The sequence below is a fragment of the Leptobacterium flavescens genome, assembly GCF_010671605.1.
GTDB lineage: Bacteria > Bacteroidota > Bacteroidia > Flavobacteriales > Flavobacteriaceae > Leptobacterium > Leptobacterium flavescens.
Genome location: NZ_JAABOO010000002.1, coordinates 770,042 through 785,823 on the forward strand (window position 1 = coordinate 770,042; position 15,782 = coordinate 785,823).

13 protein-coding genes are annotated in these 15,782 nt (G+C 40.3%); 12 read left to right on the forward strand and 1 reads right to left on the reverse strand.

Annotated elements, in window-relative coordinates; translation table 11 throughout:
- The first annotated feature begins 3 nt into the window (after positions 1–3).
- The 7 genes from GWK08_RS11035 to asnB are packed head-to-tail and all read left to right on the forward strand — an operon-like array spanning position 4 to position 8,714.
- On the forward strand, positions 4–1,101 hold the full coding sequence (locus GWK08_RS11035) for a glycosyltransferase family 4 protein (RefSeq protein WP_163607244.1): 1,098 nt from the start codon (positions 4–6) through the stop codon (positions 1,099–1,101).
- A gap of 8 nt (positions 1,102–1,109) precedes the next feature.
- Entirely contained in the window at positions 1,110–2,327 is a 1,218-nt protein-coding gene (locus tag GWK08_RS11040) for a glycosyltransferase (RefSeq protein ID WP_163607245.1), read from the forward strand.
- Between the two features lie 3 nt (positions 2,328–2,330).
- Positions 2,331–3,761, forward strand: a complete 1,431-nt coding sequence (locus GWK08_RS11045; protein WP_163607246.1) for an MBOAT family O-acyltransferase — start codon at positions 2,331–2,333, stop codon at positions 3,759–3,761.
- A complete protein-coding gene (locus GWK08_RS11050; RefSeq protein ID WP_163607247.1) occupies positions 3,762–4,700 on the forward strand; it encodes a hypothetical protein in 939 nt (312 codons plus the stop codon). It begins immediately after the preceding gene.
- Complete coding sequence (locus GWK08_RS11055) at positions 4,697–5,776, forward strand: EpsG family protein (RefSeq protein WP_163607248.1); 1,080 nt, start codon at positions 4,697–4,699, stop codon at positions 5,774–5,776. The genes GWK08_RS11050 and GWK08_RS11055 overlap by 4 nt, the downstream gene beginning before the upstream one ends.
- Positions 5,776–6,777 (forward strand): glycosyltransferase family 2 protein, encoded by a 1,002-nt coding sequence (locus GWK08_RS11060; protein ID WP_163607249.1) that lies wholly within the window; start codon positions 5,776–5,778, stop codon positions 6,775–6,777. The genes GWK08_RS11055 and GWK08_RS11060 overlap by 1 nt, the downstream gene beginning before the upstream one ends.
- Positions 6,778–6,806: 29 nt before the next feature.
- On the forward strand, positions 6,807–8,714 hold the full coding sequence (asnB, locus tag GWK08_RS11065; protein WP_163607250.1) for an asparagine synthase (glutamine-hydrolyzing): 1,908 nt from the start codon (positions 6,807–6,809) through the stop codon (positions 8,712–8,714).
- Positions 8,715–8,783: 69 nt separating this feature from the next.
- On the opposite strand, the gene GWK08_RS11070 is transcribed toward asnB, so the two are convergent.
- Positions 8,784–11,063, reverse strand: a complete 2,280-nt coding sequence (locus GWK08_RS11070) for a right-handed parallel beta-helix repeat-containing protein (protein WP_163607251.1) — start codon at positions 11,061–11,063, stop codon at positions 8,784–8,786.
- A gap of 300 nt (positions 11,064–11,363) precedes the next feature.
- Between GWK08_RS11070 and GWK08_RS11075 the strand changes: the two genes are divergently transcribed.
- Genes GWK08_RS11075 through GWK08_RS11095 form a run of 5 tightly spaced genes read left to right on the forward strand, consistent with a single transcriptional unit; the run spans position 11,364 to position 15,777 of the window.
- Positions 11,364–12,515, forward strand: a complete 1,152-nt coding sequence (locus GWK08_RS11075; RefSeq protein WP_163607252.1) for a glycosyltransferase family 4 protein — start codon at positions 11,364–11,366, stop codon at positions 12,513–12,515.
- Between the two features lie 18 nt (positions 12,516–12,533).
- Positions 12,534–13,160 (forward strand): sugar transferase, encoded by a 627-nt coding sequence (locus tag GWK08_RS11080; RefSeq protein ID WP_163607253.1) that lies wholly within the window; start codon positions 12,534–12,536, stop codon positions 13,158–13,160.
- Positions 13,161–13,167: 7 nt separating this feature from the next.
- The gene (locus tag GWK08_RS11085; RefSeq protein ID WP_163607254.1) at positions 13,168–14,172 is read left to right on the forward strand and encodes a glycosyltransferase; all 1,005 of its coding nucleotides are present in this window, start codon (positions 13,168–13,170) and stop codon (positions 14,170–14,172) included.
- On the forward strand, positions 14,169–15,137 hold the full coding sequence (locus tag GWK08_RS11090) for an ATP-grasp domain-containing protein (RefSeq protein WP_163607255.1): 969 nt from the start codon (positions 14,169–14,171) through the stop codon (positions 15,135–15,137). Before GWK08_RS11085 ends, GWK08_RS11090 begins: the two co-directional genes overlap by 4 nt.
- Positions 15,121–15,777 carry an HAD family hydrolase gene (locus GWK08_RS11095; RefSeq protein ID WP_163607256.1) on the forward strand — a complete coding sequence of 219 codons (657 nt, stop codon included), beginning with the start codon at positions 15,121–15,123 and terminating at the stop codon, positions 15,775–15,777. The genes GWK08_RS11090 and GWK08_RS11095 overlap by 17 nt, the downstream gene beginning before the upstream one ends.
- Positions 15,778–15,782: the final 5 nt, after the last annotated feature.

Consider the following 15,782-nt stretch of genomic DNA (forward strand, 5'->3'; position numbering starts at 1 on the left):
TTTATGAAGTTACTTTATATAACCAATCAGATATGCGGTTCGGGGGGCCTGGAAAGAGTACTTTCTATCAAGGCCAGTTACCTCGCTGAGCAGCTGGGTTATGAAGTACATATTATTACGCTGAATCAGGGGAATAAAAAACTCTTTTACGATTTTAGCGACAAACTCATTTATCACGATATCGAGATTTCGGGTAATTATGTTTCCAGTTTCCTGCAATACCTCAGGGGGCTGAAAAAAAAGGTCAAAACCATAAACCCGGATGTTATTTCTGTTTGTGATGACGGTTTAAAAGGGTTTTACGTACCTTATTTTCTGGGAACAAAGACTCCGATCATTTACGAAAGACACGCATCCAAGAATATTATCAAGACTTCGGATAATGCGTCTTTTCTTCAAAAATTAAAATTAAAGCTCATCTTTTCCCTCATGCATATCGGAGCGCGAAAATATGATGCTTTTGTAGTGCTGACCAATTACAACCTCAGCGAATGGGATCTGGATAATCTGAAAGTAATTCCAAATCCACTTTCGTTCAAGGCCCAGAAAATATCCTCACTTAAAAACAAGAAGGTTATTTCTGTTGGTAGTCATCACTTTCAGAAAGGCTTTGACCGCTTGCTGAAAAGCTGGAAAAACGTTCTGGAGAAGCACGACGACTGGATACTTGAGATCTACGGGAGAGCAGACACCAACATTTATCAGGAAATGGCGTATGAGCTGGGGATCGAGAACAGTGTTCGCTTTCATCCTCCCATTAAAAATATACAGGAGAAATATGCCGAGGCATCTGTTTATGCCATGTCATCCAGGTCCGAAGGTTTCGGAATGGTCCTGATTGAGGCCATGGCACACGGGGTTCCGTGCATTTCCTTCGATTGTCCTTGCGGGCCCAAAGATATTATTACCCATGAAAAGGATGGTTTCCTTATTCCTAACGGGGATATTGAAGCTTTTAGCCGCACTTTGATCGAACTTATCGAAGACCAAAGCCTGCGTGAACTGATGGGGAAAGAAGCTGTAAAAAAATCGGAACACTATGTTCCGGAGTCAGTAGTTCCTAACTGGGATGTATTATTCAGGTCTTTAATCACTAAATAATCTGCCCTATGGAACCCAAAAGAATATTACTTATCATACCATATGGCGGTGTTGGAGGAATGGAACGCCTGGCGTTAACCTTCTACAATTACTACAAACAGAAGGGATATACGGTAAAAGCGCTGAAGCTTATCAAGCTGGAGACAGATATCATTAATTTTGGAGAAGACGAATTGTTTTTAAAGGATTATGATCTTCACCGGATGCCGATCACAAAACGGTTCCTGTTTTATCTTTCAGCTCCCCTATCCATAAGGAAGATCGTAAAAAGAGAGAAAATAACTCATTCTATCTGTTTTGGGGACATGTCTAATCTCTTCAGTTCTTTATCTTTTACCAAAGAATTTAAGGTGGGCAGTATACATTCCTTTAAAAGTGTAGAGTTTCAGGATAAAAACATCCTTAATAAGATCTTTAAATGGAGCTACAGAAGCACCTACAGGAATCTGGATAAGGTAGTATGTATCAGTAATACCATTAAAGAAGACCTCATAGAGAACTGCGCTTTTAAATTTACCGATAAGCTGGAGGTGATCTACAATCCCCACGATATTGAGGCTATACAAAAAGGAGCCGGATCTCCTTTCGATTCGGAAGAGGAGCAGGAACTCTTTTCACAAAATATCATTCTGTTTTTGGGAAGGCTATCCTATGCCAAATCGCCCTGGCACCTGCTTAAGGCTTTTCATATCCTGGCTCAAAGACAGGCAGATGTAAAACTGGTCTTTATAGGAGATGGCGAACCTCCTATCATTGAATATGTAAAAAAATTAATAGATACGTTTAATATTGCGGATCGTGTGGTGCTTTTGGGAAGGAAATCCAATCCGTACAGATACCTGGCCAAAGCAAAGGTCCTTGCCTTGTCATCACACTTCGAAGGAACACCCAATGTAATTGTCGAAGCTATTGCATTAGACGTGCCGGTGGTCACATCACTTTGCACCAAAGGTGTTTTTGAATTGATGAGTATGAACGGAGAGGTGAATGAGGAAGGGAATATTGAAGTGGAAAGCGGTATTATCACCCCTGCTTTGTTTAAGGGTAAACTGGGGATCCCTGAAAAAGACGATCTTTTAAAAGAAGAGTACGACCTTGCGGATGCACTCGAACAAGTGCTCGCTTCGGATAAATATAAAAATACATTAGTAACCGCAAAGGAAGCTTTGCTGGAGAAATTCGATTTGGATAAGGTAACAACAAGCTATTTAACACCAATAAATTAAGCTATGCTTTTTAATTCGTTTGAATTTTTGATCTTTCTGCCTGTAGTGTTCATACTCTACTGGTTTGTATTTCAAAGAAATTTAAAGTGGCAGAATTTTTTGTTACTCATTGCCAGTTATGTGTTTTACGGCTGGTGGGACTGGCGTTTTCTTTCCCTTATTGTATTCAGCTCCATCATAGATTACAGTTGCGGATTACGGATCAGCAAAACTAAGGTCCCGTCAAAACGCAAAGCCTGGTTAATGGTAAGCATGCTTGTTAATCTCGGGTTCCTCGGAGTGTTTAAATATTTTAATTTCTTCTCCGAATCCCTGGCAGAAGCTTTTTCCAGCCTCGGGTATGAACTAAATGCTCTGACTTTAAATGTTATTTTACCTGTAGGGATAAGTTTCTACACCTTCCAGACCATGAGCTATACCATAGATGTATATCGGGAAAAACTCTCTCCCACCAAAGATGCGGTGGCCTTTTTTGCATTTGTGAGCTTCTTTCCTCAGCTGGTTGCCGGTCCTATTGAAAGAGCTACTAATTTACTCCCTCAGTTTTATAAGAAAAGGAAATTTTCATATCCTCAGGCATCAGACGGTATGCGTCAGATCTTATGGGGATTGTTTAAAAAAGTGGTTGTTGCCGATAATTGTGCTATCATCGTAAATCAGATATTTGAAAGTCCCGGAGATTTTAACTCCAGTGCCCTTGTTATCGGCGCTGTTTTCTTTGCATTCCAGATCTACGGGGATTTTTCAGGTTATTCGGATATTGCCATCGGAACGGCACGTTTATTTGGTTTTAATCTGATGCAGAACTTTGCTTTCCCATATTTTTCAAGGGATATTGCCGAATTCTGGAGACGTTGGCATATCTCCCTGTCCACCTGGTTCAGGGATTACGTGTATATCCCCCTCGGAGGAAGCCGGGGTGGTACTAAAATGAAGGTACGGAACACCTTTATTATTTTCCTGGTGAGCGGCTTCTGGCATGGCGCCAACTGGACCTTCCTGGTATGGGGCTTCTTAAACGCCTTGTATTTCCTCCCCCTCCTGCTAATGAAAAAGAACAGGGTAAATACCAATGTAGTAGCTGAAAACAGGTTTTTCATTAACCCTAAAGAGCTTTTACAGGTAGGTATTACCTTTATACTGACCATCCTCGCCTGGGTGTTTTTCAGGGCAACTTCTATAGAGAATGCCCTTATTTATATCAGGGATATCTTTACCGGAACCCTGTTCAGCGCACCGGGGATAGATCTCAAGCCGTTTATATTTATTCTTTTGCTTCTAGTGGTAGAATGGTTCCACAGAGATAAAAAGCACGGCCTGATGATTGAAAATCTTAAAATAACTCCTGTCAGATGGGGGTTTTATGTATTTTTATTCTGTGTTATACTGTTTTTCGGGGCACAGTCTCAAACATTCATTTATTTTCAGTTCTAGATGAAAAAGTTCTTAATTAAAATATCGGTCTTTTTCGGAATTGTAGTGATCATCTTTTCCATCGTCCTGATGAATTACGGGGGTTATATCGATTATTTTTATGAGAAGTTCACAACGCCCAAGGTAAAATCACTTATCCTGGGAGATTCGAGAAGTATGCAGGGAATTCAGCCATCGGTGATCAACGATTATTTTAAAGGGTCCGATTACGAAACTCCCATTCTGAATTACAGCTTTACCATAGCTCAGATCGCCTATGGTCCACTCTATACCGAAAGTGTTAAAAAGAAACTGGACACCACTTCTACGGATGGTTTGTTTATCCTGACAGTAAACCCATGGATACTATCTTTAAGAGAAGAAGATAAGGTAGAGGAAGGTATTTATTTTGAACAGGGGAAGCCTCCCCATAATATGACCTTTGTAAGTCACAGTCCGAACTTTGAATACCTGGTACGGAATTTTAACTATTTCCACTTTAAGTCTATAGTAAGGCGTACGTCTAAAATGCACAAAGACGGTTGGCTGGAGGAATCCAACCTTCCGAAAGACAGTCTGACCCTCAATAAATGGAAGGAGATCCAGGTAGAGCTTTACAGCGATTACGCATCCCGCTGGAAAAAATCGGAGTTCAGGCTGAATCACCTTCAAAAACTGGTTGAATACCTTGATAAACACGGAGATGTAGTGATTGTCAGGATGCCGATAGATCAGAAGATCATGGATATTGAAAATAATTACTGGGAAGGTTTTGATGACGACATTAGCCGGGTAGCCTCGGAAACGAATGTAAAGTACATTAATTTCTCATCTCATATCGAACAATATAAGACCTACGACGGGAATCACCTTGATAAATACGGGGGAGTTATATACACCAGGCATCTTTGCGATTCTATTGTTAAACAGCAAAAAGGGCTAAGTAAGGCAGGCAGATGATAGATTTTATCCCATTAGAATATTATGGTACCATACGGATGTATTTAATGCTTACCGTGGTACTTATTACCATCCTGCATTCATTGGTACTCCCTATGGAAGATATCAAGAACAAGATGTATATCGCTGTAATGGGGTTCCTTATTCTGGCCTATAATGTAGTGTATATCGGGTTACGGCCTATCAGCGGAAAGTATTTCGTGGATATGCGTACCTATGCCAATTATTTTAAAAGTTACGCCATCGGTGGAGATATACTGGTAAAAGACGATATCTTCTTTCATCAGTTTATGAAACTGAGCTCGTCTATAATGACGGTCCACAGCTTCTTTCTCCTGTGTGCAATTATCTATATCCTGCCTCTATACGTGGTTTCCAGGAAAATGTTCAAGGATTATTGGTTTTACTCTTTCCTCCTGTTAGTGGTATCGTTTTCTTTCTGGGGATACGGAGTGAACGGGATACGTAACGGGATGGCTACTTCCATATTTCTATTTGCCATCGCTTACAGAGACAGGAAAGTTGTTCTGATTGCATTTGCAACCCTCGCCTATTTATTTCACCAGTCGATGGCACTTCCGATATTTGCTTTTGTACTCACACTGATCCACAATAAACCTAAAACTTATTTTATAGCCTGGTTATGCGCTATTCCGTTATCGTTGGTTATGGGTGGCTTCTGGGAAGCTTTCTTTTCTTCCCTCGGTTTCGGAGGGGATCGTCTCTCCTATCTTGCAGGGGGTGAGAATACAGGTTTCAGGTTCGACTTTCTCCTCTATAGTGCCTCGGCCGTTTTTGCCGGATGGTACTTTATTTTTAAAAGAGGATTTGCAGACAAGGTATACTGGCAGTTGTTCAATGTTTACCTGATAGCCAATACTTTCTGGATCCTGGTGATCCGGGCGAATTTCTCAAACAGATTTGCCTATCTCTCCTGGTTCATGATAGCTATTGTGATCGTGTACCCCTACTTAAAACAGAAATTTTTTAAGAATCAGAACGTCGTTCTGGCAAAGGTAATATTCATGTATTTTCTATTTACTTTTGCTATGTTCCTGTACTACAAAATCGATTGATGATGGGAAGTGTTAAAGTGAGTATAATCGTTCCGATGTACAATGTTGAAAAATACATTGAGAAATGCATCGCTTCTACCTATGAGCAATCGCTGGAAGAAAACGATTTTGAGCTCGTAATAGTAGACGATGAGTCTCCCGATAACAGCCTGGAAATTGCCCGGGAAATCGAAAAGAAACACGGCAACATCAAAATCATCTCGCAGAAGAACAAAGGCCTGGGTGGAGCCAGGAATACCGGGATACAACACGCCTCCGGAGATTATCTCCTTTTCCTGGATTCTGATGACACCCTGCTGAAAAGCAGCCTTCCTCCCATTCTGTCGCTGGCAGAAGAAAGAGAATTGGATATTCTGGAGTTCGGGGCTCAGGGTGTAAACGGCAATGAGGATATTGTTTTTAAAGTAAGTAACAGCAGTAAGGGGAATATTTTTAATGGGATCTCCTATTACAACAATACAGTGTATCTGGGATCTGCCTGCAATAAATTATACAGAAGGGCCTTCCTGCTGGAAAAACGGCTTCTTTTCAGGGAAAAAGTATATGCCGAGGACTTCGAATTCAATACGCGCGCGCTGTATTATGCCGAAAAGGTAGAAGCTATAGATATCATCGTGGCCAGCTGGCTTCAGAATGAACAATCGATAACTCGAGACAGGAACCTGGCGAAGAAAGACAAATATATTGCAGATATTATCAGCAATCTGACACACCTGACAGCATTCAGGGAACAATATCGGGATAAGGAAGATGAAGCGACAAAAGCTTTCTTTAGTGAACGCTTTACCATGTTGAATATCGATATTTTTTATCAGCTGTTTAAGAACAGTTATCCTTTAAATCGGATCAGGGAGGTCAGGAAAGAACTTAAGGAAAAAGGCTTATTACATACAACACACCCTGTACGGGACAAGAAAAAGAATTTGTTCAGGAAGGTATTAATGAACAATTCTTTTGTATTTGGTATCGTGCAGTTTTCAAAGCGTTTGATCAGATCATAAATTTATATACAGACCAGTAAGTTACAGATATGTGCGGAATAAACGGGATTATCAGTAAGAATCAGAACCAACTCTCGGAGGTAAAACAAAAAATGGCCCGGATGAATGAATTGATCTTTCATCGCGGCCCGGATGAAGACGGTTTCTTTGCCGAAGACGTCAATTCAGCTACCCTCGGAATGTGTATGAGGCGTTTATCTATTATTGATCTGACTACAGGAAAGCAACCCATTTTTTCTGATGATAATTCGATTGTCATTGTCTTTAATGGAGAAATATATAATTACAGGCACCTGAAATCGGGGCTTGAACAAAAAGGTATCCGTTTTAATACCACTTCCGATACAGAGGTAATTCTTCGCCTGTACGAAGAATACGGAACAGAATCATTTAAAATGCTGGACGGGATGTTCGCTTTCAGCATTTTCGACAAGAGAATAAACAAGTTATTTATCGCGAGGGATTTCTTCGGGGAAAAACCGCTTTACTATTATTCCGATGAAAACCAATTTATCTGGGCATCGGAACTAAAATCCATCATCAATGTCCTGGATAAAAAACCGGAGATCTCCAAAAAAGGGCTTAACCTGTTTTTCAGGCTAACCTATATTCCGGCTCCCTTTACCATTTATGAAAATGTTTTAAAGCTGGAAGCCAATCACTATATGGAATTCGATATGAACAGCGGATCGCATAAAATTATTGCTATCCCTGTAGAATCGGAGAAGGAGAAATCCAAATTAAAATTACCGCAGGCAGCATCCGTCCTTAAAGAAAAGGTGATGGAAAGTGTGGAGAGCAGGTCTGTTTCTGATGTTCCTTTGGGAACATTTCTATCCGGAGGAGTGGATTCCTCCATTGTTTCCTGGTGTCTTTCGCAGATCTCCGATTCGAAAATAGATACTTTTTCCATCGGATTTGAAAAATCGGTTTTTGACGAGACGGATAAATCCCGGGTAGTTTCCAAATTGATAAACAGTACGCATCACGAGTTTGTCATCAACGAAAACGACCTCAAAGAACACGTTCACGATATTATTGTCAACTTCGATGAACCCTTTGCCGATTCGTCTTCCCTTCCTTCTTTTCTGGTAGCCAAAAAGACCAGCGACTATATAAAAGTAGCCCTTACGGGAGACGGAGGTGATGAAGTATTCGGAGGGTATAACAAATACTATATCGGGAAACTGAATAAAATATACACAGGAATAGTCCCATCTGCATTGCATTCTGCCGTTTTAAAGGGGTCCAGGGTCCTTCTGAAGACAAAAGACGATAACAGGGGAAAAAGATTCAGGCTCCAACGCCTGTTGTCCTCTGTAAATTACAACGGAGGTTTTTACTGGGATATCATTTCACTCGGCTTTACCGAAGACTCATATAGCAATTACTTTAGAGATGAATACTGTTTCTCTCATTCGGAAGTATTTGACAGCTATAAGGAAAAGACCGGGATCAGTAACCCCGGGAGTCTAAGCGAATACAGGGAGATCGACAGGCATTTAAGCCTGGAAGGTGATATGCTTGTAAAAGTAGACCGTACCAGTATGCTGAATTCCCTCGAATGCAGGGCACCCTTCCTGAATAAAGAATTGTGGAAATATGCCAGCAGCCTGCCGGAAAACTACCTGATGAAGGGCTGGGATAAAAAATTCATCTTAAAAGAGGCATTCAGAAGCGAGTTCCCGGAAGGTTTCCTGGATAAATCGAAAAGCGGTTTTGGTGTACCAGTAGGCGATTGGCTCAGATCTTCACTTAGAGAAGAGCTGGAAATCTATGCTAAACGGGATTCTTTAGATGCTCAGGGCATCTTTAACGTTGATGAGATCTCCAAAATAGTAGATGAGCACCTTTCCAATAAAAAAGACCACACATTTAAGATATGGACCTTCTACTGCTTCCAGAAATGGTATTATTCGATCTATACAATGAATTAAGCAATCATATAAACACAAAAAAGGCTAAAGATGATCTTTAGCCTTTTTTTATTTCTATACGCGTACAACCTAGAACCTGTTGTTAGATCCGGAAATATCATTTCTTTCTTCTCCGGTCATGGTAAGGTTATTACTGAAATCTGAGTTATTCCCTCTGTAATATACAAGGGTATTGATATCTCCGATATCTCCCCTGTTTCCAGTTACGGTAATATTGTTGTAAGATTCAACAGAGATCACTCTAAATCCGTTAGCCTGCTTGATCTGATTATCAATGATCTTAATATTACCTACGCTTGAGCTATTAGCCAAACCTTTAATACTGAAAAACTGGTTTGCACTGCTCAGATCGATAATATTTTCGCTGATCGTAAGATCCTGGCATCCATCCAGAATATCGATTCCGTGTTCGAAATTCGTTGTGATACGGTTTCTTTCAATATTGATATTTTTAGATCTGAAAAGGTCAATACCACGGTTTGTATCGTTATTTCTGATATTAATACCGTTTGCCTGTGTAATTCCGGCATCTCTTTTCCCGCGGAAATCATTGTTTTCCACAACTACCTCATAGTTTCCGGTAGTAGCTTCGGTATTGGTATTAACTCCTGCAAAGGTAAAGGCAAAGAACTCAACGTCTACTGTATTATCTCTGACAAGTACATTTTTCAGGCTGGTGTTACTTCCGAAAATACCTTTACTTTCCGTCTTGGTACTGATCATGGTATTGTCGTAAACTTCCAGTCCGTCAATAACTTTAGGGAAGATCCCGGTTTCAAAATCCTCGATCCTGTTACCGAATACTCTTGAATCGTTGTTGTAGACAACAATACCGATTCCGTATCCTCTGATCGTGTTTCCTGAGATCTCGTTATTAAACGTAGTTCGGGAATCAGGAGAACCTCCGTTTATGGCAGTTCCGTCTGCATTGGTAGCAGGAGCCGTCAGGATATTATTTCTGATCCTACTTCCGCTGGTAAACAGATAGGTAATATTACTTTCCGTTCTGTTACCTTCAATGGTAATATCTTCTCCTGTATGGATCAGGAAAGCCGAAGTAACCGAACCACTTTCAGTGTTATTCCTGATGGTTACGTCATACGCTCTCTGATAGAAGAAGAAATCTCCGTTGGCATCTCTGGTCCTTTCGGCCTCAATATCGATCCCTGCTTTTGGTAGGGTACCCTGAGAATTAGGAGTATCTATTCCCGCATTCAGGAAGTTATTCTCCTCAATAATGATATTAAATCCGTCTGTAACCGAGATATTGTTCCTTCTGTTACGATTAATCGTACATCCTCTAATTACTATATTGTTAGATGGTTTATGATCTGGGTTTGAGGCAAATCCAAGACTCTTGATATCGATCCCGTCTCCGGTGGCATCCATAATATTTACATTCTCAACCACAGTATTCACCGCGCTGTGAAGATCGATCAAATGTCCGAATTCGTGTGTTGGGTGTACTTGATTATATGAATAATCATGCTGATCTCTGTCGCCATGAAGGTTTCCTCCTTCAATACGAACGTTAGATACATCCAGAACTCCTAATAAAGAATATCGGGGAGCTCCGTTAGGATATACCCTTAAATGGGTATTATCGGTCATTACAAAATTAAAATCGCCAGGAATAGTAATTCCATTCTCAGCGGCCTGGAAATTAGGAATGACAGACACCAGAAAATAGCTATCTAACTGATCTATTTTAAAAGTATCACCACCTAAAGACTTTACAAGATTCATGGCTTTTTCCATCATGTTCTTGTTATTCTCGGCAGCATTCTGACTTGTTTGTCCCTGAGTTAAATTCCACCGATTGGCGTAGAAATAAAAATCGGTGTTCTCGAGTGTCGCATTTCCGACGATCTCTAACTGATAGTTCAGTAACTGACCATCTATGACACCTCCGTTAAAAGAGAACGTTCCGTTTGTGATCGTTCCTCCTTCGTAGTTAAGGCTTACATTGGCAGGAAGTGTAATATTATTTCCTCCCAGGTCGTAATCACAGCTAATATTATAGGCTGTGTTAGCTACTGCATCATTAAAATTAAAATCACATGGAATGTCTATGGCGTTCTCTATGGTGTTGTCTTCTTCTGCTTCTTCACCATCTCCGTTACCATTTCCATCTCCATTACCTTCTCCGTCTCCGTTTCCGTTACCGTCTCCGTTACCTTCACCATCTCCATTACCTTCTCCGTCTCCGTTACCTTCTCCGTCTCCGTTACCTTCATCAACTACAATATCCTCACCTGTTTCATCGCCTACAATATCAATTTCTTCCGTTTGACATGACGATAAACATAGAATTGCAACAACAAATAATTGCTTGATTAATTTTTTCATAAGATTTGGGCGTTTAGAAAATTCATACAATATTAACAAATTAAATTAATAAAAATCGTTAAAAAGTAGTTTTATTCGATGAAACGCATGGTTTTTACGTTTTTTAAACATACTCCAAATACATACGAAAGCAAAATCATGTTTAGATTACGGCCTTAATAAAATTTTTTGAAATTAGCTAAAACAGGGAAAATAACCCAATTAAAAAACAATAACTTTTATATATTTGTTAACAAATTACGAGCAATTTCAGGGGTAATAATTTTCCAATAAAACTATAGTCATACTCCTTCTTTTACGATGAAAAAAATCATTAGAATAACTACCGTTCCCGTTTCCCTGAAAGGATTGCTAAGAGGCCAGCTACGCTATATGAGCAGCCATTATGAGATGATCGGCATATCTTCCGGAGGAGAAGTTTTAGACGAAGTGGCCCAAATAGAAGGGGTAAGAGTTATTCCTGTTAACATGACCCGAAAAATAACACCTTTACAGGATCTTATTTCAATAATCCGATTAATTAAAATTTTTCGACGCGAAAAGCCATTTATTGTTCATACGCACACTCCAAAAGCGGGTACTGTGGGAATGATTGCGGCAAAATTGGCAAATGTTGACCACAGATTACACACAATTGCCGGTTTACCTTTGGTAGAAGCAAGAGGTTTTAAAAGGTTTATTCTTAATTTGGTGGAAAAGATCACATATTCATGTGCTACCATGATTTACCCCAATTCCTACGGCTTAAAGGATATCATTCTGGAAAACAAGTTCACTTCGGAGAAAAAGCTTAAAGTTCTGGGCAAAGGAAGCTCTAACGGGATAGATGTTTCTCATTTTGATCCCAGCCTGTATAACAGTGTACAGAGTAAGAGCCTTAGAGAAGAGCTTAAAATAGATCCGGAAGATTTCGTTTTTGTTTTTATTGGTAGATTGGTAAAAGATAAAGGAATTAACGAATTAATACAGGCATTCAACAATATATACCAGGAAAATCCTAATAGTAAACTACTTTTGGTAGGTTCCTATGAAAGAGATCTGGATCCCTTATTGCCGGAAACAGAAAAGATTATAGATACGCATCCCGGTGTTATTTCTGCCGGATGGCAAAAAGATGTCCGCCCGTACCTTCACATATCGGATGTTCTGGTATTCCCCAGCTACCGGGAAGGTTTTCCTAACGTGGTTATGCAGGCCGGAGCCATGGGCTTACCGAGTATAGTGAGTAATATTAACGGATGTAATGAGATTGTTCAGGACGGTATTAACGGGGTGATCATCCCCGTTAAAAGTATTGAGCCCATGGAAAAAGAGATGCGTAAAATGATTTCCGACCCGGAAATGCGTAAAGAACTGGCCGGAAATGCCAGAGAGGTGATCTCCGACAGGTATAAACAGGATTATGTATGGGAATCCATATTACAGGAATATTTAAAACTGGAGCATCCGTAATTTCGAATAGTATAAACAATGTATAAGAATTTTATAAAGCGGCTTATTGATTTCCTGGGAGCACTTATAGGTTTCCTTATTCTGTTTCCCATAACATTTACCGTAGGTGTTGTTCTGGCGATCGTTATCAAGGGAAATCCTTTCTTTTTTCAGTCCAGGCCCGGAAAAAACGAGAGGATCTTTAAGATCATCAAGTTTAAGACTATGACCGATGCGAGGGACGATAAAGGTGAACTGCTACCGGATATCGACCGGGTAACTCCTTTCGGGGAATTCCTGAGAAAGACGTCTCTGGATGAAATACCTCAGCTTCTCAACGTTATTATAGGGGATATGAGTATTGTGGGACCCAGGCCGCTGAGAGTACAATATCTGCCCTATTACAATGAAGAGGAACAGTTAAGACATACGGTAAGACCGGGAATAACAGGCCTGGCACAGGTTTCAGGGAGGAATTTACTGGGATGGGACGAGAAACTTGCAAAAGATGTGGAATATGTGAAAAAACTTTCTTTTATCCTTGATTGCCGTATTATTCTTAAAACCGTGGAAAAAGTATTTAAAGGAAGTGATGTGGTCATTGACCCCAATATGCTGGATTTCGATAAACACAGACAACAACAAATAGAAACCAACTCAAAATAAACACAGCATGCTATTAAGTATAGTCATTCCTATGTATAATGCAGAAAAGTATATTGCATGCTGTCTGGATAGTGTTCTTTCTCAGGATCTGCCGTCGGAAGATTACGAGATCATAGTTGCCAACGACGGTTCCAGGGACAAAAGCCCGGAGATCGTTGAAAACTATATAAAAGAGCACTCTAATATTATTCTGCACAATCAAAGTAATCAGGGGAACGGAGCAGCAAGAAATGCCGGTGCTGCCCTGGCCAGGGGAAAATACCTGTACTTTCTCGATTCCGACGATTATATAGCCGCAAATGTTCTTGGCGGCCTTACTGAGATCCTGGAAAAAGAACAACTGGACATTCTTGGGTTCAAATCGGAGGTTACCAGTTCTTCAGATTTGAAACAATCTGCCAATTTTCACGAAAGGACCGAAGATCTTCATGTCCTGGACGGTGTAAGTTTTGTTTCAGACACTAACTACAGGGCGGAAGTATGGTGGTATATCACCCGGAGAGAACACATGCTCAAGACCGGGCTTTCCTTTTACGATCGGAAATTTGTACAGGATTCTTATTATACTCCCACCCTCTTCTTAGATGCAAAGAAGGTGGCAATGATCCCTGCTGATATACATCGTTACCGCCAAACTGCCGATTCTATTACGCATAAAAGATCTCCGGAGCATATAAAGAGACATATGCTTGACCTCTCCTATGCAGTTGAAAAACTCAGCGGGCTTATCGCCAGGCTCAGTCATAATGGAGCGGTAAAAAGACTTAGAAACAGGCAACATGGTTATGCTTTTTTCTTCCTGGTACGTTTTCCGAAATCGGACATGGGTTTTGGCGAACTGCGTAAAACACTTAAAAAATTCAGGTCGATGGGAGCTTACCCCATTACCGAGTTTGTAGGGAAGGACTACCAGGGCTTACGTTATAAAATTCTGGTCTTTATTTTTAACCGGTCATATTTATTATTTCCCTTTTTATTTATCTATAAAACCTTTTATCGTCTATTAAAATGAATATACTGATCACATCTGCAGGAAGAAGGGTTTCCCTGGTAAGGGCTTTTCAAACCGAACTTAAGAAACTCAACGAGGATGCAATGGTAATGGCTGTTGATGCGAAACCATCGCTTTCGGCTGCATGTTTTGCTGCTGATAAAGCTTTTGAGGTTCCTCGTCTGGATCACCCCGATTATATAGACATACTTATTTCTATATGCAAGGAAAATAAGATCTCCCTGGTCATTCCTACCATAGACACGGAATTACTTTTACTGGCCAGGAATAAGAAGCATTTTGATGAGAATGGGATCACTCCCCTCCTTCCGACGCTGGATTTTATAGAAAAATGCCGTGATAAAAGGGTAATACACGAATTCTTCAAAACGCATAATATTGAAGTTGCCCATGAATACTCTAAAGATCAGTATAAACTTCCGCTTTTTATCAAACCTATAGACGGGAGCAGAAGTGTGGATACCTATATTATAAAGGAAAAGGAAGATCTGACCGATTATCATTTTAAGAACGACAAACTGATGTTCCTGGAATACCTTGATCACAGCAAATTTGAAGAGTTTACCTGCGATCTCTATTATGCGAAGGATCACAAGCTCAAATGTATTGTTCCCAGAAAACGGATAGAGGTAAGGGACGGAGAGGTTAATAAAGGGGTAACCGTAAAAAATAAAATCGTAGATTACGTCAGGGAGCACCTGAGTTTTATAGACGGGGCCATAGGTTGCCTTACGGTGCAATTCTTTAAACACAAAGAAGAAGATCGTATTGTGGGTATAGAAATAAACCCCAGGTTTGGAGGAGGCTATCCTCTTTCATACAGGGCTGGCGCCAATTTTCCCGGATGGATCATTGAAGAGTACTTTATGAACAGGGAAATAGAGGATCAGTTTGACTGCTGGGAAGAAAATCTGCTTATGTTGAGATACGATGATGAAATTTTAGTTCATGACTATAAAGGTTGATAAAAATACCGTAATAGTATTCGATCTGGACGATACTCTATACAACGAGCTCGATTATCTGAGATCGGCATACAGGCTTATTGCGGGAAAGGTGGATCCGGAAAAACCGGCCGAACTGTTCCTGAGAATGTTTGCCATGTACAGGAATAAGGAAAACGTTTTTGAGTTCCTGGAAAAAGAATACGGGGCGGATATCGGGGAACTACTTCATATTTACCGGACCCATAGCCCGGATATTGAACTAAAACCGGGAGTCCTGAATATCATAGAAAGCATCAGGCAAAAAGGCGGAAAAACTGCAATTATAACAGACGGAAGGAGTATTACTCAGAGAAATAAAGTAAAAGCCCTGGGATTGGAAGCCCTTATGGATGAATTTATTATTTCGGAAGAAACGGGAACAGAAAAGCCTCATCCTCAAAATTTTGAATTGGTACAAAATAAACTGGAAGGCACTGTTTACTATTATATCGGAGATAATCTAAAGAAAGATTTTATCAGTCCTAACTCCCTCGGGTGGAAAACCATTGCACTTATCGACAGAGGTTTAAACATTCATTCCGGGAATCATCTGTATCTGAAGGAAGAGAACAAACCGCAAGCTTATATTTTCGGTTTTAAGGAACTGGAGATACAATAGCAAGA

Coding starts and splice junctions, on each gene's coding strand:
- GWK08_RS11035 (WP_163607244.1), top strand. CDS start 4: ATGAAGTTACTTTATATAACCAATCAGATATGCGGTTCGGGGGGCCTG.
- GWK08_RS11040 (WP_163607245.1), top strand. CDS start 1,110: ATGGAACCCAAAAGAATATTACTTATCATACCATATGGCGGTGTTGGA.
- GWK08_RS11045 (WP_163607246.1), top strand. CDS start 2,331: ATGCTTTTTAATTCGTTTGAATTTTTGATCTTTCTGCCTGTAGTGTTC.
- GWK08_RS11050 (WP_163607247.1), top strand. CDS start 3,762: ATGAAAAAGTTCTTAATTAAAATATCGGTCTTTTTCGGAATTGTAGTG.
- GWK08_RS11055 (WP_163607248.1), top strand. CDS start 4,697: ATGATAGATTTTATCCCATTAGAATATTATGGTACCATACGGATGTAT.
- GWK08_RS11060 (WP_163607249.1), top strand. CDS start 5,776: ATGATGGGAAGTGTTAAAGTGAGTATAATCGTTCCGATGTACAATGTT.
- asnB (WP_163607250.1), top strand. CDS start 6,807: ATGTGCGGAATAAACGGGATTATCAGTAAGAATCAGAACCAACTCTCG.
- GWK08_RS11070 (WP_163607251.1), bottom strand. CDS start 11,063: ATGAAAAAATTAATCAAGCAATTATTTGTTGTTGCAATTCTATGTTTA.
- GWK08_RS11075 (WP_163607252.1), top strand. CDS start 11,364: ATGAAAAAAATCATTAGAATAACTACCGTTCCCGTTTCCCTGAAAGGA.
- GWK08_RS11080 (WP_163607253.1), top strand. CDS start 12,534: ATGTATAAGAATTTTATAAAGCGGCTTATTGATTTCCTGGGAGCACTT.
- GWK08_RS11085 (WP_163607254.1), top strand. CDS start 13,168: ATGCTATTAAGTATAGTCATTCCTATGTATAATGCAGAAAAGTATATT.
- GWK08_RS11090 (WP_163607255.1), top strand. CDS start 14,169: ATGAATATACTGATCACATCTGCAGGAAGAAGGGTTTCCCTGGTAAGG.
- GWK08_RS11095 (WP_163607256.1), top strand. CDS start 15,121: ATGACTATAAAGGTTGATAAAAATACCGTAATAGTATTCGATCTGGAC.